The organism is Bradyrhizobium sp. (genome assembly GCF_035273305.1).
GTDB lineage: Bacteria > Pseudomonadota > Alphaproteobacteria > Rhizobiales > Xanthobacteraceae > Bradyrhizobium.
Genome location: NZ_DATEPI010000103.1, coordinates 12620 through 35153 on the forward strand (window position 1 = coordinate 12620; position 22534 = coordinate 35153).

At 59.3% G+C, this 22534-nt stretch carries 23 protein-coding genes; 8 read left to right on the forward strand and 15 right to left on the reverse strand.

Annotation, left to right across the window (positions count from 1 at the left end):
* Positions 1-52 precede the first annotated feature (52 nt).
* Positions 53-1027: a quinone oxidoreductase gene (locus tag VJV58_RS06625; RefSeq protein ID WP_324136536.1), complete on the forward strand. Its 975-nt coding sequence runs from the start codon at positions 53-55 to the stop codon at positions 1025-1027.
* A gap of 51 nt (positions 1028-1078) precedes the next feature.
* Here the strand turns inward: VJV58_RS06625 and VJV58_RS06630 are convergent, their stop codons facing one another.
* Both VJV58_RS06630 and rimO read right to left on the reverse strand, forming a co-directional pair.
* A complete protein-coding gene (locus VJV58_RS06630) occupies positions 1079-2275 on the reverse strand; it encodes an acetylornithine transaminase (protein ID WP_324136537.1) in 1197 nt (398 codons plus the stop codon).
* 229 nt (positions 2276-2504) lie between these two features.
* Positions 2505-3830, reverse strand: a complete 1326-nt coding sequence (gene rimO / locus VJV58_RS06635; protein ID WP_324136538.1) for a 30S ribosomal protein S12 methylthiotransferase RimO — start codon at positions 3828-3830, stop codon at positions 2505-2507.
* A 361-nt stretch (positions 3831-4191) separates the two neighbouring features.
* Here rimO and VJV58_RS06640 point away from each other — a divergent pair, with 361 nt between their 5' ends.
* The 3 genes from VJV58_RS06640 to VJV58_RS06650 all read left to right on the forward strand — a co-directional run bounded on the left by VJV58_RS06640 (position 4192) and on the right by VJV58_RS06650 (position 7915).
* On the forward strand, positions 4192-5979 hold the full coding sequence (locus VJV58_RS06640) for a NirA family protein (protein WP_324136539.1): 1788 nt from the start codon (positions 4192-4194) through the stop codon (positions 5977-5979).
* Positions 5976-7586, forward strand: a complete 1611-nt coding sequence (locus VJV58_RS06645) for a sulfite reductase subunit alpha (protein WP_324136540.1) — start codon at positions 5976-5978, stop codon at positions 7584-7586. The genes VJV58_RS06640 and VJV58_RS06645 overlap by 4 nt, the downstream gene beginning before the upstream one ends.
* A gap of 176 nt (positions 7587-7762) precedes the next feature.
* The gene (locus VJV58_RS06650; protein WP_324136541.1) at positions 7763-7915 is read left to right on the forward strand and encodes a hypothetical protein; all 153 of its coding nucleotides are present in this window, start codon (positions 7763-7765) and stop codon (positions 7913-7915) included.
* A gap of 25 nt (positions 7916-7940) precedes the next feature.
* Here the strand turns inward: VJV58_RS06650 and VJV58_RS06655 are convergent, their stop codons facing one another.
* Genes VJV58_RS06655 through pxpB form a run of 3 tightly spaced genes read right to left on the reverse strand, consistent with a single transcriptional unit; the run spans position 7941 to position 10521 of the window.
* Positions 7941-8705 carry a 5-oxoprolinase subunit PxpA gene (locus VJV58_RS06655; RefSeq protein WP_324136542.1) on the reverse strand — a complete coding sequence of 255 codons (765 nt, stop codon included), beginning with the start codon at positions 8703-8705 and terminating at the stop codon, positions 7941-7943.
* Positions 8706-8737: 32 nt separating this feature from the next.
* The gene (locus tag VJV58_RS06660) at positions 8738-9793 is read right to left on the reverse strand and encodes a biotin-dependent carboxyltransferase family protein (protein ID WP_324136543.1); all 1056 of its coding nucleotides are present in this window, start codon (positions 9791-9793) and stop codon (positions 8738-8740) included.
* Positions 9790-10521, reverse strand: a complete 732-nt coding sequence (gene pxpB, locus VJV58_RS06665) for a 5-oxoprolinase subunit PxpB (RefSeq protein ID WP_324136544.1) — start codon at positions 10519-10521, stop codon at positions 9790-9792. The genes VJV58_RS06660 and pxpB overlap by 4 nt, the downstream gene beginning before the upstream one ends.
* A gap of 137 nt (positions 10522-10658) precedes the next feature.
* On the opposite strand from pxpB, the gene VJV58_RS06670 reads away from it, so the two are divergent.
* Positions 10659-11357 carry a ribonuclease activity regulator RraA gene (locus VJV58_RS06670; RefSeq protein ID WP_324136545.1) on the forward strand — a complete coding sequence of 233 codons (699 nt, stop codon included), beginning with the start codon at positions 10659-10661 and terminating at the stop codon, positions 11355-11357.
* Positions 11358-11399: 42 nt separating this feature from the next.
* Positions 11400-11801, forward strand: coding sequence for a (R)-mandelonitrile lyase (locus VJV58_RS06675; protein WP_324136546.1), 402 nt, complete (start codon positions 11400-11402; stop codon positions 11799-11801).
* Here VJV58_RS06675 and VJV58_RS06680 read toward each other — a convergent pair.
* The 7 genes from VJV58_RS06680 to VJV58_RS06710 form a co-directional block, all read right to left on the reverse strand.
* On the reverse strand, positions 11798-12199 hold the full coding sequence (locus tag VJV58_RS06680; RefSeq protein WP_324136547.1) for a hypothetical protein: 402 nt from the start codon (positions 12197-12199) through the stop codon (positions 11798-11800). The two genes, VJV58_RS06675 and VJV58_RS06680, sit on opposite strands and share 4 nt — an antisense overlap.
* A gap of 96 nt (positions 12200-12295) precedes the next feature.
* Positions 12296-13720 (reverse strand): amidase, encoded by a 1425-nt coding sequence (locus VJV58_RS06685; RefSeq protein WP_324136561.1) that lies wholly within the window; start codon positions 13718-13720, stop codon positions 12296-12298.
* A 60-nt stretch (positions 13721-13780) separates the two neighbouring features.
* On the reverse strand, positions 13781-14770 hold the full coding sequence (locus VJV58_RS06690; RefSeq protein ID WP_324136548.1) for a hydroxyacid dehydrogenase: 990 nt from the start codon (positions 14768-14770) through the stop codon (positions 13781-13783).
* A gap of 40 nt (positions 14771-14810) precedes the next feature.
* Positions 14811-15911, reverse strand: coding sequence for a sn-glycerol-3-phosphate ABC transporter ATP-binding protein UgpC (locus VJV58_RS06695; RefSeq protein WP_324136549.1), 1101 nt, complete (start codon positions 15909-15911; stop codon positions 14811-14813).
* 6 nt (positions 15912-15917) lie between these two features.
* A complete protein-coding gene (locus VJV58_RS06700) occupies positions 15918-16832 on the reverse strand; it encodes a carbohydrate ABC transporter permease (protein ID WP_324136550.1) in 915 nt (304 codons plus the stop codon).
* A complete protein-coding gene (locus VJV58_RS06705; RefSeq protein WP_324136551.1) occupies positions 16832-17770 on the reverse strand; it encodes a sugar ABC transporter permease in 939 nt (312 codons plus the stop codon). The genes VJV58_RS06700 and VJV58_RS06705 overlap by 1 nt, the downstream gene beginning before the upstream one ends.
* Before the next feature lie 123 nt (positions 17771-17893).
* Positions 17894-19234 carry an ABC transporter substrate-binding protein gene (locus VJV58_RS06710; RefSeq protein WP_324136552.1) on the reverse strand — a complete coding sequence of 447 codons (1341 nt, stop codon included), beginning with the start codon at positions 19232-19234 and terminating at the stop codon, positions 17894-17896.
* 474 nt (positions 19235-19708) lie between these two features.
* Between VJV58_RS06710 and VJV58_RS06715 the strand changes: the two genes are divergently transcribed.
* Positions 19709-20425: a Spy/CpxP family protein refolding chaperone gene (locus tag VJV58_RS06715; protein ID WP_324136553.1), complete on the forward strand. Its 717-nt coding sequence runs from the start codon at positions 19709-19711 to the stop codon at positions 20423-20425.
* A gap of 109 nt (positions 20426-20534) precedes the next feature.
* On the opposite strand, the gene VJV58_RS06720 is transcribed toward VJV58_RS06715, so the two are convergent.
* A complete protein-coding gene (locus VJV58_RS06720; protein ID WP_324136554.1) occupies positions 20535-20936 on the reverse strand; it encodes a VOC family protein in 402 nt (133 codons plus the stop codon).
* Between the two features lie 488 nt (positions 20937-21424).
* Between VJV58_RS06720 and VJV58_RS06725 the strand changes: the two genes are divergently transcribed.
* Complete coding sequence (locus tag VJV58_RS06725) at positions 21425-21688, forward strand: PilZ domain-containing protein (RefSeq protein ID WP_324136555.1); 264 nt, start codon at positions 21425-21427, stop codon at positions 21686-21688.
* 20 nt (positions 21689-21708) lie between these two features.
* Here VJV58_RS06725 and VJV58_RS06730 read toward each other — a convergent pair whose 3' ends face one another.
* Together VJV58_RS06730 and VJV58_RS06735 are read right to left on the reverse strand one after the other, a co-directional pair.
* Complete coding sequence (locus VJV58_RS06730; protein WP_324136556.1) at positions 21709-21912, reverse strand: hypothetical protein; 204 nt, start codon at positions 21910-21912, stop codon at positions 21709-21711.
* A 129-nt stretch (positions 21913-22041) separates the two neighbouring features.
* Positions 22042-22269 (reverse strand): hypothetical protein, encoded by a 228-nt coding sequence (locus VJV58_RS06735; protein ID WP_324136557.1) that lies wholly within the window; start codon positions 22267-22269, stop codon positions 22042-22044.
* Positions 22270-22534 lie beyond the last annotated feature (265 nt).

Here is a 22534-nt window from a genome sequence, read left to right on the forward strand (position 1 = left end):
ACGAAGCCTCGATGCATTTCGTTTGATCGTCTGGGAGTCGAGGAGAGCTGATATGACCAAGGCGGTGCGGGTGCACAAGGTGGGCGGACCAGAAGCGCTGGTCTATGAAGCCGTCGACGTGCCGGCGCCTGCAGCCGGTGAGGTCCGCATCCGTCAGCATGCGATCGGGCTCAACTTCATCGACGTGTATTACCGCACTGGCCTTTACAAGGCGCCGGTGCTGCCCTTCGTCGCAGGCAATGAAGCAGCGGGCGAAGTGCTGGCGGTTGGACCCGGCGTAACCAACTTCCATCCCGGCGACCGCGTCGCCTACTATTTCAATCTCGGGGGCTATGCGAGCGAGCGGAATATCCCCGCCGAAAAGCTCGTGAAACTACCGGACCACATCACGTACGAACAGGGCGCGGTCCTGATGCTGAAGGGGCTGACGGTCTGGTATCTTCTGCACAAAACTTTCAAGGTTGAGCCGCACCATCGAGTACTGATTCACGCCGCCGCCGGCGGCATCGGCCTGCTGGCGTGCCAATGGGCCCGAGCCCTCGGTGCACACGTTATCGGCACCGTTGGCTCAAAGGCCAAGGCGGACCTTGCACTCGCCAATGGGTGCGATCACGTGATCCTTTACAGCGAGGAGGATTTCGTCGCGCGCGTCAAGCAGATCAGCCGCAATGAACTCTGCGACGTGGTTTATGACGGGGTTGGCAAAACCACCTTTCCGGGTTCACTGTCCTGCTTGAAACCGCGCGGATTATTCGTGAGTTTTGGAAACGCATCCGGCCCAGTGCCTCCATTCTCGATCGCCGAGCTCAATAACCACGGTTCGCTGTTTGCGACCCGGCCGAAACTCAATGACTACATCGGCAAGCGTTCGGAATTGCTGGAAGGTGCCGACACCCTATTCGCCGCTGTCATTAACGGCAAACTGCATGTACCGATCAATCATGCTTATGCTTTGAAGGATGCGGCAAAGGCCCATATCGATTTGGAAAGCCGCGCCACGACCGGCGCGTCAATCCTGAAGCCCTGAGCCATTCCGGCTGCCCTCGGTTGCGCTAGCATACCGGAATGGTCCTCTACGCTACGCAACACGCCTTGCTGCGCCGATCTTGGCGAGGACCGCGTCCAGGCTGTCAATCATTGCAGCGATTTCCTGTCGCGTGACGGTGAGCGCCGGCATGAAACGCAGTGTGTCTGGTCGTGGCGCGTTGAGCAGCACGCCATCCTCAAAAGCCTGCGTCACGATCGATCCCGCGATCGGCATTTTCAAATCAAGCGCCAGCAGCAGACCGCGGCCGCGCACCTCGCCAAGACCGTGGCGCGCGGATATCCGCTGCAGCTCGGCTTCCAGATAGAGGCCGTTGTCTGCCACCGACTTCAGGAAAGCCGGCTCAGCGACCTGCCGCAGAACGGCGGTCCCGGCAGCGCACATCAGCGGATTGCCATTGAATGTTCCGCCCTGGTCGCCATGTTCAAAGCAGGATGCAGCTTTCGTGGCCAATAGAGCGGCAAGTGGCACGCCTCCACCCATCCCTTTTCCGAGCGTCATGATGTCGGGTTCGATTTCAGCGTGTTCGTAATAAAAAAGCTTTCCGCTCCGGCCCATGCCGGTCTGAATCTCATCCACGATCAGCAGTAGCCCCCGTGTGCTGGTCAGTTCGCGTAAATCGCACAGGAACTGCACGCTTGCAGGCCACACGCCGGCTTCGCCCTGAATTGGCTCGAGCATCACGGCGACGGTCTTGTCATTGATCGCGCGTTCGACTGAGGCAAGGTCATTAAGCTGCGCCTTGGGAAAACCCGACACCTTTGGCTCGAAGAGCGGTTCGAATGCCTTCTTGCCGGATGCCGACATGGTGGCCAACGTCCGGCCATGAAATCCGCCGTCGAACGTGACGATCTCGTAAGCGCCATTCCGATGCAAAGCTCCGAACTTTCGCGCGAGCTTGATGGCGCCCTCATTGGCTTCCGCACCTGAGTTCGTGAAGAACACTTGATCGAAGCAGCTGCGATCGCTCAATGCCTTAGCCAATTCAAGGCTGGGCGCGTTGAAAAAGGCGGGGCTCGGCGTCAACAGCAGCTTTGCCTGTTTAGCCAAAGCTTCCGCTATAATCGGAGGCGAGTGACCCAGGCAATTGACCGCCCAACCCTGAACGAAATCGAGGTAGCGCTTGCCATTGTGGTCCCAAAGAAATGAGCCTTCGCCCCTGACGAAGACCACCGGAGGGCGCGCGGTAATATCCATCAATGCGTCGAAGGCGTGGCTGGCGATGTTCATGTCGAACTCCTGCGGCTGAGAGGAAAAAGCGGGCCAAACGCGAGAAGGCCGCACTTTGCGGGTGCGGCCTTCTCGAAAACGTTGCTGATATCTTTGGTTCAGCGTAGTCGTCGGACACGGCGCGACCCATCATCGTCAAACGAGCGACGACGGAAAGAGGCGCGGAGAATGGTCCGATTGAAATTCATGATCCCGCCATACAGCCGTACGGCGGGCGCTGTCAAGCTCTTCAGAACCCGACGACGCTGCCGTGCAGATCGTATGCGTCTGATCGTTCGATCCTCGCTGTGACGATCTCGCCGACCTTGAGGGGACGGCGGCTCGAGACGTAGACCGCGCCATCGATCTCGGGGGCATCGGCCTTGGACCGGCCTTTTGAAACGGTCGGGCCGACTTCATCGATGATGATTTGCTGCCGCGTGCCGACCCTTCGCTTCAGTCGACGTGATGAAACTTTTTGCTGACGTGCCATCAGCGCGTCCCAGCGCTCCTGCTTGGTTTCGTCGGGCACTGCATTGCCGAGCGCGTTCGACTGAGCGCCTGCGACCGGTTCGTACTTGAAGCAACCGAGCCGGTCGATCTCGGCTTGGTCAAGCCAATCGAGCAGATAAGCAAAATCGGAGTCGGTCTCGCCGGGAAAGCCGACGATGAAAGTCGAGCGCAAGGTCAGATCAGGGCATTCCTCACGCCACTTCTTGATCCGACTGAGCGTCTTCTCCTGCGCGGCCGGGCGCTTCATCGCCTTCAGGATTTCCGGGCTGGCGTGCTGGAAAGGGATATCGAGATAAGGCAGGATCTTGCCTTCGTTCATCAAGCCGATGACCTCATCCACATGGGGATAGGGATAAACATACTGCAGGCGTACCCACACGCCGAGTTCGCCAAGCGCCTCAGTGAGATCGAAGAACTTCGCGCGAACCTCGCGATCCTTCCAAGGGCTGGAGGCATATTTCAGATCAACGCCGTAAGCCGAGGTGTCCTGCGAAATCACCAGCAACTCCTTCACCCCGGCGCTCACAAGCCTCTCGGCTTCGCGCAAGACGTCATTAGCGGGCCGGGACACGAGGTCGCCGCGCAGCTTCGGGATGATGCAGAAACTGCACCGGTTGTTGCAGCCCTCGGAAATCTTCAAATACGCGTAATGACGCGGCGTCAGCTTGATGCCTTGCGGAGGCACCAGGTCGAGGTGGGGATTGTGCAGCGGCGGCACTGCACGATGCACGGCTTGAAGCACGCTTTCATATTGCTGCGGGCCCGTGATCGACAGCACGCCGGGATACGCCCTCTCGATCTGCTCGGGCTCGGCGCCCATGCAGCCGGTCACGATCACCTTGCCGTTTTGGGCCATCGCTTCGCCGATCGATTGAAGCGATTCTCTTTTAGCGCTGTCGAGAAACCCGCACGTGTTGACGATAACGAGGTCGGCGCCGTCATGTTTGCGCGCCAGCTCGTAGCCTTCCGCACGCAGCCGCGTAATAATACGCTCGGAGTCAACCAGGGCCTTGGGGCACCCGAGTGACACAAAGCTGACCTTGGGCGCTGTGGCCTGTTGCATGTTTGACCTGCCTGAGTGAAACGCAGGAGGTAGTCCCAATCTCCTGCAATCACAACCCGCTTGCGACCGGCCGTACGTACGAAAGCCCCAATGGCTCGAGTCGGGTCGAACTCACGGGAGGGCCATCTTAGGATGCCTGCTGATGGGAATTGGCATTGAGACTAAGTTTTAGGCTGGGTGCCCGAAATCCGAGCCGAGCGTCTGGTTCCGAAGATCCTCATAATCCTTTGATCTTGCTGGTAATTTGTCGGCGCTGGAGCTGGCACGCAACTTGAATCTTGCGATGTCACGACAGTTCCCGAGCGGCTTGGCTCACGTAGCTGCCCCGTGCCCAGGTTGCCGCAGGACTTTGCCGCACACGATGAAACTCGAAACTTTTCCCATGGACTTTTCGGACGAGCAGAAGCGCTATCTCGAAGGTTTTGCCAGCGGCTTGCAAATCAGAACAGTCGGCCGCGGCTTCGGCGATGCGACCGCAAGCCAAGCAAGCGCCGAGCCGAGCGGACCCGAGGCCGCCCACGTCAAAGCGCAAAATAAGGTGATCGCGTCAGGGAAAAAACTCGCGGACCAGGAGAAGTTCAAACGCGACGGACATCCGTTCGACGCCTATGCGCGGTTGAAACAGCAGGCGCGGGACAACGCGCCTCCAGCGGCCGCTGATAATTTCCGCTGGCGCTATTATGGCCTTTTCTATGTAGCGCCTGCGCAGGACTCATATATGTGCCGCCTGCGCATCCCGAATGGAATCCTGAAGCACTGGCAACTCTCGGCTCTAGCCGATCTCGCTGAACGGTTGTGCGGCCCATATTGCCATGTCACGACGCGCGCCAATCTGCAGCTTCGTGAAGTTCCACCAAAGCACGCTGTGGCCTTAATCGAAGGCATTCAGGATCTCGGCTTGTGTTCGCGCGGGTCGGGCGCTGACAACATCCGCAACGTCACGGGCACGCCGACGGCAGGCGTCGATCCTCAGGAGCTGGTGGATACCCGCGAATATGCGCGTGCGTGGCACTATCACATCCTCAACGACCGCTCGCTGACCGGATTGCCCCGCAAATTCAATGTCGCCTTCGATGGGGGCGGGAGGATCGCTGTCCTGGAGGATACCAATGACATTGCATTCTCAGCGGTCCAGCTGAAGGACGGTTTCGGAATCGAGTCCGGCGTCTGGTTTCGCCTGGGACTTGGAGGGATCACCGGGCACAAGGATTTCGCCAGGCAGACCGGCATCATCGTCAAACCAACGGAATCTACCGAAGTCGCCGATGCCATCGTGCGAGTATTCATTGATCTCGGCGACCGTACCAACAGGTTGAAGGCACGGCTGAAATACGTGATTGACCGGATCGGAATGGAGCAATTCCTGCAGCTCGTCCAAGAAAAGCTCGGCCGCACGCTGACCCGCGTTCCGCCCGCGGGTCTCGCACCCGCACCCACGATTGACCGCACGGCACACATTGGTGTGCACCAGCAGAAGCAACCTGGTTTGAATTGGATCGGGATCGTATTGCCGGTCGGGAAGCTCACGTCCGACCAGATGCGTGGCTTGGCGAAGATCGGAAATGATCTCGGAGACGGTGATATCCGCCTTACCGTTTGGCAAAATCTCTTGATTTCAGGTGTCCGCGACGAGAACGTGGCGACCGCTGTAGCCGCGATTGAATCCATCGGCCTGTCGGTCAAGGCTTCGCAAATCCGCGCCGGACTGATCGCCTGTACGGGCAATGCCGGGTGCAAGTTTGCCGCCTCGGACACCAAACGCCATGCCGCCGAGATTGGCGAATGGTGCGAGGCGAGGGTGCCGATCGACACGCCACTTAATATACATCTCACCGGCTGCCATCATTCATGCGCCCAGCATTACATCAGCGATATCGGGCTGATAGCCGCGAAGGTTCCTGTCGGAGAGAAAGACGATACTGTCGAGGGCTATCATCTGTTCGCGGGCGGTGGCTTCGGTCCGAATGCAGAGCTCGGAACGGAGGTTTACCGCGACATCAAGGCCACTGACGCGCCGAAGAAGGTGGAAGGGTTGTTGAAGGCGTATCTGTTCAATCGTCTCTCGGCGGGTGAAAGTTTCCTGACGTTCGCGCGCCGCCATGATGCGGAAGCCCTTCGCAAACTTGCCGATGCGGAGGCTTCCAGATGAACCAGATGACGCCTCCGGCCAAAATCGAAGTCATTCCTTCGAGCGCGCCGTTCTCCGAATCCCAGCGCTCGTGGTTGAATGGTTTCTTTGCCGGACTGCTGTCCATGAATGTCTCGGCCCAGCTCTCGCCAGAGCAGCGGGATGCCGTCTTGCAGGACGCATCCGCAGCCGACGGCGACCAGGATGACGCGCCCTGGCATGACCAGAGCATGCCGATTGCCGATCGTATGAAGCTGGCGCAGGGCCGTCCGCTGCGCCGGCGCATGATGGCGGCGATGGCCCAGCAGGATTGTGGTCAGTGTGGATACAATTGCCACGACTATTCGGAAGCGATCGCCACCAGGTCCGAGGCGCGGCTCAACCTCTGTGTTCCGGGCGGTAAGGAAACCGCACGGATGCTAAAGGCGCTGCACGAGGAATTGGATAAGGCGCCCATAGCCTCGTCTAGCCCGCCCCTGTCGCCGGCCATCCCGACGCCGGCGGTGAATGCGGAGCCAGGGCGATCGCGAGATAATCCAGTTTCTGCGACGTTCGTTTCAAGACGTCTGCTCAACAAAGCAGGATCCGAAAAAGAGACGTGGCACGTTGATTTTGATCTCAGCGGCTGCGGGCTCGACTATGTTGTCGGCGACTCCTTCGGTATTTTCGCCCGGAACGATCTTGGCCTTGTCGATCAGATCATCGCGATGCTCGGGGCTTTGCATACGACTGAGATCAGGGGCAAGACTCTCCGCCAGGTGTTGATCGAAGATGTCTCGCTAGCGCCCGCGCCGGACTCCTTATTTGAATTGCTGTCGTTCATCACCGGCGGTGCTCAACGGGAGAAAGCGCGCGCGCTTGCACAAGGCGAAGACCCCGATGGGGACGCGACCACGCTAGACGTGATGGCGGCGCTGCAAAAGTTTTCGGGCATCCGCCCGCATCCGGAAGCATTTGTCGAAGCGTTGGAGCCGCTACAGCCGCGGCTTTACTCAATATCGTCGTCGCACAATGCCACGCCGGGCAAGCTATCGTTGACGGTGGACTGCGTGCGATACGTAGTCGGCAAACGCAAGCGGCTCGGATTGGCTTCGACCTTTCTGGCAGAACGCATCAAGCCTGGCGACGAGGTCAGGGTTTACGTGCAGAAGGCCCATGCTTTCGCCCTGCCGCAAACTTCGGAAACGCCGATTATCATGGTAGGGCCGGGCACCGGCATCGCGCCGTTCCGCGCATTTCTGCTCGACCGAAAAGCGACCGGTGCGCCGGGGAAGAACTGGTTGTTCTTCGGTCATCAGCGTAGCGACTATGATTTCTTCTATGCGGACGAGTTGAACGCGCTCAAGGCTTCGGGTCTGCTGACGCGGCTATCGTTGGCGTGGTCGCGTGACGGTGAGAAAAAATTCTATGTGCAGGACCGCATGCGTGAGGTCGGCCGGGAATTATGGAACTGGCTAGCCGAAGGCGCCCACATTTATGTGTGCGGCGACGCCAAGCGGATGGCCAAAGACGTCGAACGGGCGCTAGTCGACATTGTCGCGCAGTTCGGCGCCCGTACCACGGATGAGGCGGTGCTGTTCGTTGGGGAACTCAAAAGGAAAGGACGGTTTCAACAGGACGTGTACTAACGGTTCCAGTCAGCTCAATCCTTAACAAAAGGAAATTCTCGCGAGAGTCCCGAACGCGGAAACTTCTGCTGAGATTTGACTCTCGCGCGGACCTCACATCGCTATTTGCGAACCGAGCTTGCATCCATCGTCGCATCGTATTCCATTTGCAGCCAATGCTCTCTTGGAGAACGGCAATGCGCGAATTATCGGCGGAAGCCCGCTTGCACTGGCAGGCCCGTTCGCTTTCGCAAACGACCGAAACTGGATTGCTAGAGATTGCGGTTTACGGCGCATTTGCCATCATTGCGGCGGTAGTGTTCGGCAGTTTGTCGGTTCACCCGTTCTAGGCCGTTCTTTACTGGCGGCGCCGATCTATCGTTTGAACGGCGCGACATCAATTCCAGCGTGCTTCAAGGCGTGTCGAACGCCGCGGGCGATCTCAACAGCGCCCGGTGTATCGCCGTGAATGCAAACGGTATCCGTGCGCATCTTTATCGTCTTGCCGGTGACCGAGACCACCGCACCATCCTGAACCATTCGCACCACGCGCTCCGCGATCGCCTTTGGGTCGTGCAGCACCGCGCCCGGCTTCCGACGCGACACCAGGGATCCGTCATCCTCATAGGCGCGGTCCGCGAACACTTCATGCACCATCGGTAGATTGGCTGTTTCACCAGCTTGAACAAGCCGGGAATTAGCGAGCACCACAAATACGAGGTTGGGGTCCACGGCCTTTATGCCGGAGGCGATGGCTTTGGCGGTCATATCGTCCTCGCAGGCGACGTTGGACAGCGCGCCATGCGCTTTGACGTGAGTGACTTTATGACCAGCCGCGGTTGCGATCGCCTGGAGCGCGCCGATCTGGTAGGCGACCAGATTTTCAATTTCCGAGGCCTTGAGGCCGGGCATCGGACGACGGCCAAACCCATGCAGATCCCGGTAACCTGGATGCGCCCCGATGCTGACGCTCCGAGCCTTCGCAAGCTCCACGGTCTTGCGCATGATGTCGGCGTCGCCGGCATGGAAGCCGCAGGCGATATTGACGGATGTGGCAAGCTCGATCATGGCGGCGTCGTTGCCCATCTCCCAAGCGCCGAATCCTTCACCTAAATCGCAATTGAGATCGATCGTTGTCATGTTCGCCTACCCTTGCACGAGCCGATCGCTGGCTAGTCCTGCGCGGACAAGTCAGCTGAGGATGGAATTTGCCATGTCCAGGCGTCAACGGCGTTGACGGCAGCGCCCGCGACGTTAGCACCTCGAAGCGCCTCGATGTTGAGATCAAAATTGCCGATTGGGCGGAGCCGGTCGCGTAAGCTGCGCAGCAACTTCAGGAACCTTCGCGACTCTTCTTGCGCTGCGGCCATAGTGATCGCTTGGAAGCGAAAACTCTTCCCAGGCGGGATCTGGGCGAAACGGCCGAGATCAGCCGTTATGACCGTAGCGATCTTCGGATAGCCGCCGCTGGTGCCGCGATCCGGCATCAACACAATGGGGGCGCCGTTGCCCGGCACCTGAATGCTCCCATTGACGGTGCCATCCGAGACAATGTTGTGGCCATGCAGATGTTTGACCGTAGGCCCTTCCAGACGGTAGCCCATGCGGTCGCTCGTTGCCGATATCTTCCATTCGCTGTCCAGAAATAGTCTTGTAGCGTCCTGATCGAATTCATCGGCCTGCGGACCCATGACGACGCGGATCGGGCCCTCCGCGGCTGGCGGAAGATCGATCCGGCACTCGTCGGCACCGCTTGCCGTTGCGGTCTGCAATTCATCGCCCGCCTGCAGTGGGCGGGCGTATGGGCTGCCGAGCCCGGCGCGCGCGTTCACGGCGAGGCTACCGAACATCGGCTCGCCTGCAACTCCGCCCTCCAGGGCCAGGTAGCTGAACGAACCACCGCGCGCAAAACCGAGCGTCAGCGTTTCGCCATCGGCCAGCGTCATTGATGTGTCGGAGGCGACCGCCCGGGCCGCGATGTCGGCGTTACGTAACGCGCCCGCCAGTCCGACCCGTACCGCACCGTCGCTCGCGGTGAACGCGCCCCCGAACGGGCCGATTTCGATTGCGGCTGTGACCGGTGCATTTCCGACCATCGCATTAGCTGCCGCCAGCGCCAGCCGGTCCATTGCTCCGCTAGGCGTTAGACCATAGCGCTGCGCGCCATGGCGACCACCATCTTGCACGGAGCTCGCCGGTCCAATTGCTGAAACGACGAGTCTGCTCATGGATTCATCAACTCGGCAACGATCTCACCATTTTCCGCGGCGCGGTCCTGGTCAGCGAAAGTTTTGGCGTCGACGACGGAAAAAGTAACGCGGTCGCCAGGTTCGAGCAGGAAAATAGGCTCGCGATGCAGCTGGTACGTCCGCACGGCGGTCCGTCCTAACAAATGCCATCCGCTCGGGCCGGCCAGGCATTGCACGCCCGCCTGAACGCCACCGATCGAAATCGTGCCCGCCGGCGTCAGCAGCCGTGGGTTTTGCCGTCGCGGCATGTGGAGGGAACTGTGCAGGCCGCTGAGGTAGGACCAGCCCGGGGTAAAGCCGATCATCGCGACGCGGTAATCGCCGGCGCTATGGCGCGCCACGATATCGTCGGGGGTGGTTTTCAGGGTTTTGGCGACATCCTCAAGATCGATGCCGTGCTCACCCCCATACGTCACGGGTATCCGCCAATGGCGGGTTGCCGTGGCCGCCGGCTCGGCCGATCGTGCGAGCGCGAGGAGTTTTTCGCCCAAGACGCCAAAATCGACCTGCGACGGATCGTAGTGTACCAGAAGGGATCGATACGTCGGCACCGTTTCCGTCACGCCCGGGATGGCCTCGTTGGCGACGGCGCGATCGAGCCCCAGCACCCGCTGGTTCGCCGCATCATCGATATGCTTGCTGAATTCAACCGTAATGGCGCTGTCGCCACTTGGAAGAATACGGGGTGGGGCGAGTGTCGCGGCCATATAGTACAAACTCGTCTGCGGCTGACTTTTTCGCCTAATAACACCGACTTGTCACCCAATCATCGGCTCTTGACGCAACGGCCGCACCTCGCAAGATGCGCCGGCACATCAATCTGTTTAGCGGAGTTCTGTTTTCGATGTCCCTGACCCCCGAAGCCATCAAGACCCTGTCGCGCGTTTCGACCGGGACAATTACGACAGTTCTCCTCAAAAAGGGACTGCGCAACGTGTGGATTCGCGGGTCGCGTCCGTTGAAGGCGGGGCAGCCGCGGCTGGTCGGGACTGCGTTCACGCTGCGTTTCGTCCCCGCACGCGAAGACCTGGCCACGCCGGAATCGTGGTCCTCGCCGGTTTCGACCCGGACCGCGATCGAAGCGATGCCCGAGGGCTGCATTGCGGTGGTCGATGCCATGGGGATCACCGATGCGGGGATTTTCGGAGATATTCTGTGCGCACGGATGGTCAAGCGCGGGGTTACCGCACTGGTCACGGACGGTGTCGTGCGCGATCTCGAAGGCGTGCTTGGCACGGGGTTACCGGTGTGGTGTGATGGCTTTGCCGCCCCGCCCTCGGTTGCCGGATTGACCTTCGTCGGATGGGGCGAGCCGGTCGGCTGCGGCGGCGTCGCGATCTTCCCGAACGACATCATCGTCGCGGACCAGGACGGCGCCGTAGTGATCCCGAAGGCATTCCTCGATCTCATTCTGAGCGAAGGCGCGGAGCAAGAGCGCATGGAAGCCTGGATCGTCGAGCAGGTGAACGCCGGCGCGGTGCTGCCGGGCCTCTATCCGATGAATGCGGAAACCAAGGCGCGCTACGCAGATTCGAAGAAATAACGAGGGCGCGATAAAGCGCGTCAGTTGCAAAAGGAGGAATTGATGGACATCCATGTCGCTGGCTCCAGGCCGAGCCGTCGTGCACCCAAAGAGAGTTTCACCGGCACAGTCTGGCAGGACCCGATCATTGCGGCTCAAGCGCCGGCGCGCATGGTCGCAAACCGCGTCGCCTTCGAACCGGGGGCGCGTACCGCATGGCATACGCACCCGCTCGGCCAAACCCTTTACGTGATCTCCGGCGTCGGCCGGATTCAGACCAAGGGCGGCCCCGTGCGCGAGATAAGGGCTGGCGACGTCATCTGGATTCCGCCCGGAGAGAAGCACTGGCATGGCGGCTCGCCGACTACCGGAATGGTGCACATCGCCATGCAAGAGTCACTCGATGGAAGCCACGTGACCTGGATGGAGCAGGTCAGTGATGCCGAATATTCGCCATCACCCTAAATGTCGCCGCTCTGGTCGCCGACCCGCTGCGCGATCTCACCGCCGCTCATTTCTTTCCGCAGCATTTCAAATCGACGCCGCACATCGCTTTCGCGATCGTCCACAAACCTGATCGCTTCATCCCCGGACATGGGTCCGGTGACCAGAGGGGCGGAGTGCTCACCAATGGTTTCGTCAACGTAATATTCGCCGCTGTTTTCGCGACGGACGCTCCATTTGAACCGGATCGCCGCCATCGGGCCAGGACCGAACTTGCAATAGCCCTCCGCGCCGCTGCGCTCGGGCCCGACTGCCACATCCTCGACGGCCGGCTTTCCCGATCCGTTACGGGATTCGGGGTGATAGAGCAGACTGGCGATCGCCGCCAGAACATGATCGGTCGGGTCGCTCTGATTCAAGGCTTCTGCCTCCGGATCTAGCAACAGTCGAACAGCGAAAAGTGCTGCTCTCGGCCGAATCGTAACAATTTCTCCCGAATAAGGCTAGTTCTGCCCTTACGCGCAGATCGGCGGCAATTTGCGTGTCCACGGGCGCTCCTGTTCGAGCTGCGCTGCCAAGCGGAATAACGTCGCCTCGTCACCAAGTCGCGCGGAGAACATCATACCCAGGGGCAAGCCGGCGCGGTTCCACGCCAGCGGCATCGACATCGCCGGCTGGCCGGACATGTTGAACATTGAGGTTGCCGGTATATAGCGGCGCAGAATTGGCGCTATGTGGGAAAGGTCCTTCGACATCGAGTTGAGTTCACCGATCCGCAGCGGCGGCGAGCAAAGTGTCGGGCACAGAAACACATCGCAGCTTTCGAAGAATGCCGCCAGCGCACGCGAAATCTGGAACGCTCCGAGTTGAGCGGCTACATAGTCCGTCGCGGTTGCCTTTTGCGCGTTGCGTGCCATTGCCAGCGTGAGAACTTCAAAATCGTCTTCGGTCATCGGTCGCCCAAAGCGCTGCTCCGAGATTCGCACCGTAAGCGCGGTATTGGCCGCGACAATGGTTGCCATTACCGCGGCCGGATCGCAGGCGAGGGGAGCGGCGCGCTCCTCCACATGATGACCAAGCTTCGAAAGCAGCGCGGCGATTTCGCGGATCGCTGCCGCAATTTCTGGATCGATGGCGTCGCCATAGGGAGACTTGTCCGTAAAACTTATCCGCAACCGGCCTGGATCGCGGCCGACTTCTTGCAGGAATGGCCTCTCGGGTGGCGGCGCGACATAGGGGCTCGACGCCTCGGGACCGTGAATAGCGTCGAGCATGGCCGCGCTGTCGCGAACCGTGATACTCACCACATGACCACAGGAAAACCCGCCCCAGCCCTCGCCGCGATCCGGCCCGAGCGGGGTGCGCGCGCGCGTCGGTTTCAATCCGAAGACGCCGCAGGCCGAGGCTGGAATACGGATCGAACCGCCGCCGTCGCTGGCATGGGCCACAGGAAGAATGCGTGCCGCAACCGCCGCCGCTGCGCCGCCAGACGAGCCGCCTGAGGAGTGCTCGAGGTTCCAGGGATTTCGCGTCGGGCCGAACAGGCGCGACTCCGTAGTCGGCATCAATCCGAATTCCGGAGTGGAGCTTTTGCCGAAGATCGTGAGGCCGGCATTGAGAAAACGCTGCGCAAGCGTACCGGTGTGGTCGGCGATGTTGTCCTTGTACAAGGTCGCGCCCGAGGTGGTGCGCGTACCCTCGAGGATATCAAGATCCTTTAGAAGAAATGGCACGCCCGAGAACGGCCCACTGGGTTCGCCTCTCTCGATTTGGCGCGCAGCATAATCGTAATGTTTTACGACGACGGCATTGATCTGCGGATCGACCTCGGCTGTTCGGGCAATCGCCTCGTCGAGCAATTCCCGCGGCGTGACCTGCTTTCTTCGGACGAGGTCGGCCAGGCCCAGGCCATCATAATTGCCGTATTCGCTAAATCCCATTCTGGTACTCGCTGACATCAAGCTTCGAAACCGACCAATTATCGGCGCAACCTCAGAACATCAGCCGAGCACGTCCTGATTGATGACGTTTTGCCGGATCGGCTCGCCGTCGAGCGCGCTTAAAATGTTACGTGCGGTCTGCTCGCTCATGCGATCGACGGCCTCACGCGTAACCCCCGCGACGTGTGGGGCCATAATAACGTTCGGAAGATCAAAGAGCGAATGGCCAGAGGGAGGCGGCTCCTGCTCGAATACATCGAGGCCGGCACCTGCGAGGCTGCCGGATACCAACGCCGCATGCAAGGCGGTTTCATCGACGATTCCACCACGCGCGGTGTTGATCAGATACGCGGTGGATTTCATGCGCTTCAAGCGAGCCGCATTGAACATCCCAATTGTTTCGGGTGTTTTCGGACAGTGAATGCTGACGAAGTCAGCACGGGGTAACGCAGCGTCCAGATCGCCTACCGGCTCGCAGCCCGCCGCCTTTATTTCAGCGGCAGGTTTGTAGGGATCATAAACCAGAACGTTCATTTCCATTGCGAGGCAACGCTTGGCCGTACGCGTGCCGATGCGACCAAAGCCAATGATCAGTACTGCCTTGCCGAAGAGGTCGAACGGTAACATCCCCAAGCGATGCCCCCATTTCCCGTCCTTGACGATGGAATGCATTTCAACGGCCCGTTTCGCCAATGTCAGCATCATGAAAAGAGCCTGTTCGGCCACCGAGGGGGAATTGGCGGTGCCGGCTACCATCAGCGGAATTTTTCGACGGCTTAAAGCCGGAATGTCGACGGCGTCGTAGCCCACCCCGATCCGGGTCACCACCTTCATGTCCTTTGAAGCTTCCAGCTCGGGCTCACCGAAGCGGGTAGCGCCGAGCGCAACACCGTGAACCGGCGCCTGCTGCCGTAGCATCGCTTCAAAATCTTTGGCGGAGATCATATTGGGAAATTCGATGAGCTCGATGTCCTCCCGCTCCCGCAAGAGAATGCGCCCCTGCTGCGACATCGATTCAGTTACGAAAATTTTCTTCTTGTTGGTCGCCATTCCAGCCCCGCCCAGCGCTCGGATTTTTCCTTGAGCGCCGTCAGAGGACGACACCTGTGGACTCGTTTAGCAGGTGCATATTGTTAAGGTCTACTGCCAAACGAAGCGGCGCCCCATCGCGCGCGCCGGCATTCGGATTGACTCGTCCGCAGACTTCGATGCCTTCAAGCATGAAGTAGATCAGGGTCTCCATTCCCATGGGTTCGGTCACGTCCAGTACCACGTCGAAGGGCTCGATGCCCGGCTCGGTGTGCTGTTTGGCCTCGGTGATGTGCTCCGGCCGGATCCCCAAAATCAGCTTCTCGTTTCTCGCGATATTCTGATATCGCGCCGCGCGAGCCGCAGGCAGCGGAAATGCAATGCGATCGGTCAGACGGATATTCAGTCTTCCGCCGACTTCCTCCAGTCGGCAGGGCACGAAATTCATTGCTGGCGAGCCGATGAACCCCGCGACAAATCGGGTGGCGGGCTTGTGATAGAGATCGTTCGGGGTGCCGATCTGCTCAATCCGACCGTGGTTCATCACGACCACCCGATCGGCAAGGGTCATCGCTTCCACCTGGTCGTGGGTAACGTAAACGGTGGTGGTACGTACCTTCTGGTGGACCTTTTTGATCTCGATCCGCATCTGGACGCGAAGCTTGGCATCCAGGTTGGATAACGGCTCGTCAAACAAAAACACTTTCGGATTGCGCACGATGGCACGACCCATCGCAACACGCTGCCGCTGGCCGCCGGAAAGCTGCTTCGGTTTTCGGTCGATCAGGTCGGTGATGTCGAGCATCCGCGCGGCCTCGGTGACCCTGCTTTTGATTTCGGCCTTTGGATAGCGCTTGAGGCGGAGGCCAAATGACATGTTCTCCGCGACCGTCATGTGCGGATAGAGCGCGTAGTTCTGGAAGACCATCGCGATGTCGCGGTCCTTTGGCGGCACATCGTTCACGACGTCACCGCCTATAATTATGTCGCCATCGGTGATGTCTTCGAGCCCGGCGATCATCCGTAGGGTAGTCGATTTCCCGCAGCCCGACGGGCCGACCAGCACCACGAATTCCTTGTCCGCTATATCAAGATCGATGCCACGCACGGCTTCGACCTCGTCGTAACGCTTGATGACCTTGCGCAGCGTAACGTCTGCCATGAGTGATCAACCCTTTGTCGCGCCAGCCGTCAGACCAGCGATGTAATAATCCATCAGGAATGCGTAAATGATCAATGGTGGCGCGGCGCCGAGCAGGGCGCCCGTCATAATCTGTCCCCAATTGAAGACGTCGCCCTTGATCAGGCTCGTAATGATGCCGACCGGAAGCACCAATTGATCGGTCGAAGTCGTGAACACCAGGGGATAGAGGAATTGCGCCCATGATACAGTGAATGCGAAGATGGTAGCCGCAATCAGGCCGGGCAGCGCGACCGGAATAAAAATCCGAGTTAGGGTTTGAAACCAGGAGGCGCCGTCGATGATCGCAGCCTCGTCAAGCTCTTTGGGGATTGAAGCGAAGTATCCGATCATAATCCACGTGCAAAAAGGCACTGTGAGCGTCGGATAAATAATCAGCAGCACGTACCACCGATTTATTAACTGGATTCCGGTCCAGTCGCCGAACACCGCGAACATTTTGAACAGCGGGATGAACAGCAAGCTGTCAGGAATGAGGTACGTCAGGAAAACGCCTGTCGCCAGTGTCGCCGAGCCCCAGAACCGCATGCGTGCCAGCGCAAAGGCAGCCGGCACGCTGATCAGCATGGTGATCGTCACCACGAAGATCGAGACGAGCGCCGAATTCCAGAAAAACCTCAGGAACTGGTTCGAGGTCAGTAATCCGATGTAATTTTCCAACGTCGGATGAAAGACCCACCAGGGATTGGTCGCCGCCGAAATCTCCGCGCTGCTCTTGAGCGAGGTAATCAACATGTAAAGTGGCGGCACCAGCGAAAAGATCGCAAACAGCGTGAGGAAGAAGTACGACCACCTCAGCGCCCATTTACGGTCGCGGCTCATGCTTCCATATTTGACCGCGCGGGTCGGCGCGGCCTTGTTGATTGCTACGGTGCTTGCCATCAGGCTTCATTCCCGCGTTTGTTGACGTCGCGCAGGATGAAAATCGCCGCGACCGCGAGTATGGGCACCATGAAGAGCGAGACGCTGGCGCCGAGCGGAATGTCGCTGCCCTCGATCCCTATCCTGAACGCCCATGTCGCAAAAATATGGGTGTGATCAAGCGGTCCGCCGGCGGTCAGAATCCGTACAATATCGAAATTGGCGAAGGTTACGATCAGCGAGAACAGCGTGGTGATGGCGATGATGTTGCGCATCATTGGTAGCGTCACGTACCAGATGCGTTGCCACCAGTTCGCGCCGTCAATGGCCGCCGCTTCATAGAGTTGATCCGGCACCGACTTGAGCGAGGCCAGGTACATGATCATGAAGAACGGTGCGCCGTACCAGATGTTGACGAGAATGACGGAGAAACGGGCCCAATTCGCGTCGCCTGTCCACGGGATCGGGCCGATCCCAAAAAATGAAAGGGTATAATTGAAGGCGCTATAGGAAGGATCGAACAGCCACAGCCATGCCAGGGTACTCATGGCCGGCGGGATCACCCAAGGCACTAGCAGCATGCCACGCCATTTGCGCTGCCCCTTCGCCGGTATGTTGTGAACGAAATGAGCAACGATGAATCCGATCAGGGCTTTGAACACTACCGCGGTGATGGCAAAAATGCAGGATTGTTTGACGACCAGCCAGAACGTATCGCGCTTGAACAGAAATTCGAAATTCCCGAGCCCGATAAAGCGCTGCATTGACTTGTTCAGCGTTGCCAGATGCAGTGAATATAGCGCGGGATAGAGGACCAGAATCGTGATCAGGAGTATCAGGGGCAACGTCATCAGAAAGGCCGCGGTCGACTTCCGCTTCAGCGCGGTTTTCAGACTTGAGCGCTTGCGTGCGCTTTTAGCGCCGGCAACACGATTGGGCTGAAATGCCACATCGACCATTGTGCGTCTTCCTCGCGAAATTCACTTGAGGAGCCGGAATTATGACGGCTACCCTAGTTTGCGAATGGGAAACTTGCGTGCTGCGGCGGCCCTCTGACCAGGCGGGCCGCCGCAAACATCTTCTTAGCTGCGCATGAAGCCTTCGCACTCGCCTTCGGCCCAGGCGAGCGTCTTCTCCATCGGTTCGCCCTGGTAATAGCGCAGGCACATTTTGGTCAGGGTGGCCTGAGCGTAGATCTGCTGGGCCACCTTCGGGGGTGCCGGCGAGGCGGCGATCGAGAGCGTCTGCTGCTTGTATGGATCCGGATAGTGGAACAGCGTTCCCTTGGGTGGACCTTCTTCCGCCCACACTTTGAACGTCGTTTGCTTTTCGAATGCCGGAAGATCGTAACCGCCGCTGGCGTTCACCATTTTCTCAACAGCCGCCGACTGCGACAGATAAACTAGCAAGCTCTTGGCAGCCTCCTTGTTCTTCGAAAAATTCCAGGTGGTCCAGAAGTAGGGCAGGAACGGCGCGAACCTGCCTTTTGGCCCCTTCGGAAAACCATGCGTCCAGCACTGCTCCGCGACCTGCGGAGCGTCACGTTTCGCCACGGCCCATGCGCTCGGCGGATTCATGATCATCGCGCCACGGCCGGAAACCAGCCACTTATTATTGGAGGCATCATCCCATGCCGACACATCCGGCGGCAGGAACGCAATCAGTTTCTTGTAGAAATCCAGAGCCTGGCGAACTGCGTCGGTTTTGACGGTCAGGTTTCCTTTGGCATCGACGAGATTGGCTCCGAAAGACTGAAAGATCGCGCCGGCGGTATCGACGTTGTCAGTCGTCTCGCCCAGGCCAATTCCGAACGGGAAGCCGCCCTTGTGGCACGCCTCTGCCGCTTTCAGGAAGGTGTCCATGGTCCAGTTGTCCGCCTTGGGTGCGGCACCCGCAGGATACATTTCCTGGACGTCGATGTTGGCGTATTTCTTCATCAAGTCGATGCGCGAACAGGGCCCCTTGATCTGGCTGCCAACGCAAGTGGGAACGCCGAGCCACTTACCGTCCAATTGGCCGAGGTACTGCACGGCGCTGTTGACGTTGCCGTTCTGCTGGAGCAGCGTCTGCATGATATCATTGACGGGTTCGAGCAGTTCGGAGTTGGCGTGGGGCCACCAGCTCGGCATCGCGAGAATGTCATGCCCTGATTTCGCCTGCGCTTCGGCCGCGATCGTCAGCAGGTTCTTGTTTCCTTGGCTCGGGATATAATCGATTGAAACTTCGACTTTCTCCTTGGCGGCCCATTCATTGACCAGATCGGTGGAGGCCTTGTTCGAGCCCGGAACCCAATGGTCCCAGAAACCCATAGTCAGTTTGCCGGCGGCGTGAGCGCCCCTGACATATGGCGCTGCAATCAGTGCAGCGCTTGATAGCGCGGTAGCAGCTACAAATTGACGTCGAGACAGCTTTCTCCGTGACATAGGCTTTCCTCTCTGCTGAGCCAAAAAACCGATTTTCTCTTATTAGCCTCCATTTCACATCGCGCTCCAACTAAAGACCGCGTGAGGGTATGGAGATTTCCTCCACGATCAGAGCAGAATTGGTGACGGCTGTCGAGAAATGACGTTGGCCAGCAATCTTGTACTAACGTTGTGCTCTATTTCGCGGCGACAGCACTTCCGCCTCCGTAAAGGCGTGCGATTTCGCACCTCTTTTGCGGTGCACACAGGTTTCATTCTGCACGGGGTTGATTTTAAAAGTGCGCGATAGCGTCGCAGTCCAGCTGTTGCTCGGGTAACCTGATTGGAGCTCAAGCACTTCGCGCAGCATGCCGACGTGGCGACGCGATAGACTCGCGCCGCGCTAAAACGATACGGTTTCGATTGCGCCGATCGGGGCCGCGCTCCCGAATTCTGAGCCGAGACATTTTGAAAACCAATCAGGAGGACCAGACGATGATGACCTCGACTAAGGTGCGCACCCATTGCAGCTGGCTGTTGGCACTTGGAGCGGTCTTAGTTGCGGTCCTCGGGGCGCCCCTTGCGGTCGATGCCCAGGTCATTCAAGGCGTGCAGCAGGGAGCGCAGGCCGGAAACAGGGCTGCTGGACCGGTGGGTGGCGTCCTGGGGGGCGCGATAGGTGGTGTTGTCGGTGTCTTCACAGGCGTGCTGGGTGTTGGCAGAAACGAACAGGCTGCACCCCCGGCCAGCGGAGCGACTGCGCCCAAACAGGTCGGTCCCGCCAAGACGGTGAAAGGAGCCAAGGGCGCCAAGACGACAAAGCAGGCTGTCCTGACCCAGGGCGGAGAGCCGCAACTGACGGCCGAACAGATTGTCGCGAACAGCGACGCAAATATCGAACGGATCAAGGCCGAATTGAATCTCACGCCGGAGCAGGAGAAGAACTGGACCGCATTCAACAGCGCAATGCACTATCTCGGCCATAACGGCGCCGACCGCCTCAACCTGAGAATTGCACGCGCCAAACGTGATCCGCCCGACGACATCATCGAGCAGATGCGCAATGAAGCCCAGTTTCTCAACGATCGCGCTGTAGACCAGCGCAACGTCGCCGATGCGGCCGAGCCGCTGTTCGCCAGCCTGAACGAGAAGCAAAAGGCAATGTTCATAGAGGAAATGGTGCGCTTAAGCCACGAGCGCGGGCTCGATTAGCGCCATCAAATGCGGTGCGCCAGCCGAGTCCCGCGCAAAGATTCTCAGGCGAAAGCCTCCCGGCGGGCCACAGCGTCCTTGCGTCGAGATCCAAGCGACGCGAGCGGCTCTATGCCTTTGGGAAATTAAGCTCCACCCCGACACCGTCAGGATCATAGAGAAATATCTGGGTGTCGCCGGTGCGCGGGACGATGCTCTCGCGGAATTTGACATTCTTTGATTGCAGACGCTTGCGGACGCCATCGGGATCGGTCGCGGCAAACGCGATATGATCGAGACGTCCGGTGTCCTCGTACTTCTTCTCCGTGCCCCGCACCACGATGCCGTCGCGCGGCTGCCGTGTGCCCATCAGGTGCACCGTGGCAACGCCGCCGGAATAGAGCCAATAGCCGGGGAAATCGAGCGGCGGGCGTTCGCCATTTTCCAGTCCCAGCACGTCGCAATAGAAATCCTTCGTGCGCTCCAGGTCAGCGGGTTCGATCGTGAAATGTTGCAGGGTACCCAGTGGCATCGCTTCGCTCCTTACGAAAGTGACATTGCCATCGGCGCAGATGATCCGGGGCGTCGACGATTTCAACTGAGCCTACTCTGCAGTCACCCCAACAGCATGGCAACTCAGGCAAATGGAAAGTGACGCAGTGACGGCCAGTTCCCGTTCGATCTGCACGACGACGTGTCGTGATTTGGTGCCGAGAAAATAATCCGCCGCCCCCGCGATCGAGAACCTGCCGCGAGAGATAAGTAAATGCTTGGGGAATATGTGGCAACGGCTCCTCGAACTCGCTCAGGACGCCGATTTCGCCTGGTCTCGCGTTCCCCTAACCAGCGGGATCGAGCTAGCGCGCCAGTGCCGTGAGTGCCACCCTCTCGATGCGGCGAACCGAAGGTCGGCATGGGATTAGAATGGTTAAGGCTTCAACAATTGGACCGAGTGGTGAGTTAGTTCCTTTAACCTTTGCGGCTAAGGTCTGCCCGCGACAGCTATTCAAGGCAAAGCCAATGGAAGAAAAACGGAAGCATCCGCGAACCGAAATTAGCGAGCCCGGCTATGTGTCAGCGGGCGGATCGGTGATGAGCTGCACAATCCGCAACATTTCGGTCGAAGGTGCAGCCATTGACGTTGAGAATCCGGCTTTCGTACCGCCGCACTTTCGGCTGGTAGTCGCGAAGGACTCCTCGGTTCGCGAGTGCCGCGTGGTGTGGATTCAGAAAAACCGGATTGGCGTGAACTTCGCTTCGAGGCCCAAGGATCATCCAGAATGAGCCTGCTGCGGTCCCTGGCGTCAACCCGGCGATGACGAAAGCATAGTCGTGATCGTCGCCAGGGTCATGGCCACACGATCGGAGGCGCGTTTAGCTTCTAGTCGCTCTCTGGCGCGTTCTTCAATCAGCAGATCGATAAACGCCAGCCGCTTGCGATCATCCACCGCTTCGGCCAACAACCGACGATACCTTCCATAGTCGAATTCGGCATGCTGCTCAGGCATCCCACGCTCCCGCTCAATCGCATGGGGCGACTCTTTCTGAGCCGCCGATTCACCGCAATGGCCGGAAGCAAGTGTGCACAGCCGAATGTGTGTGAGCCGCGCAAAGTTGGCCCGAACAGAGGTGAGGGACTATATGGAATCGCCCGTCTTCGGACGACCGGCTTCCTGTGCTCGCGCCGCCGCCCAGGCCTCGTACTCCGCGGTGCCGCGCCGAGGCGGCACACCCTCAGGCTCGCCGCCCATCCAATGCGGCATATCGGCAATTTGCTCGCCCGCGCTTTTGCCGGCACAGGCGGCCAGCAACACGCAGGCGAGGCAGAGCAGGAGACATCTCAGTCTCAGTCGCGAGCTATTCATTGTGGTGTCATGCCCGTGCAATGCGGCAAACGCCGCGCATAATCATGGCTAGGATGGGATCACGCGCCATCAGCAGCATCCAGTCGGCTTGAATGCTGGAAAGAATGATAAACACCGCTTGTTAGCAAATAGCCGAGCGTGCGCACTCTGGGGTAGGTTGAAGGCGGCGCCCGGCTATTCGGCCGCGCGGCGGTGCGGCCGTTCAATCAAAGCATCAAGGATTTAAAAAATCGTCTTCGCCGGTTTGGAGGGGGCTCTGAAATCG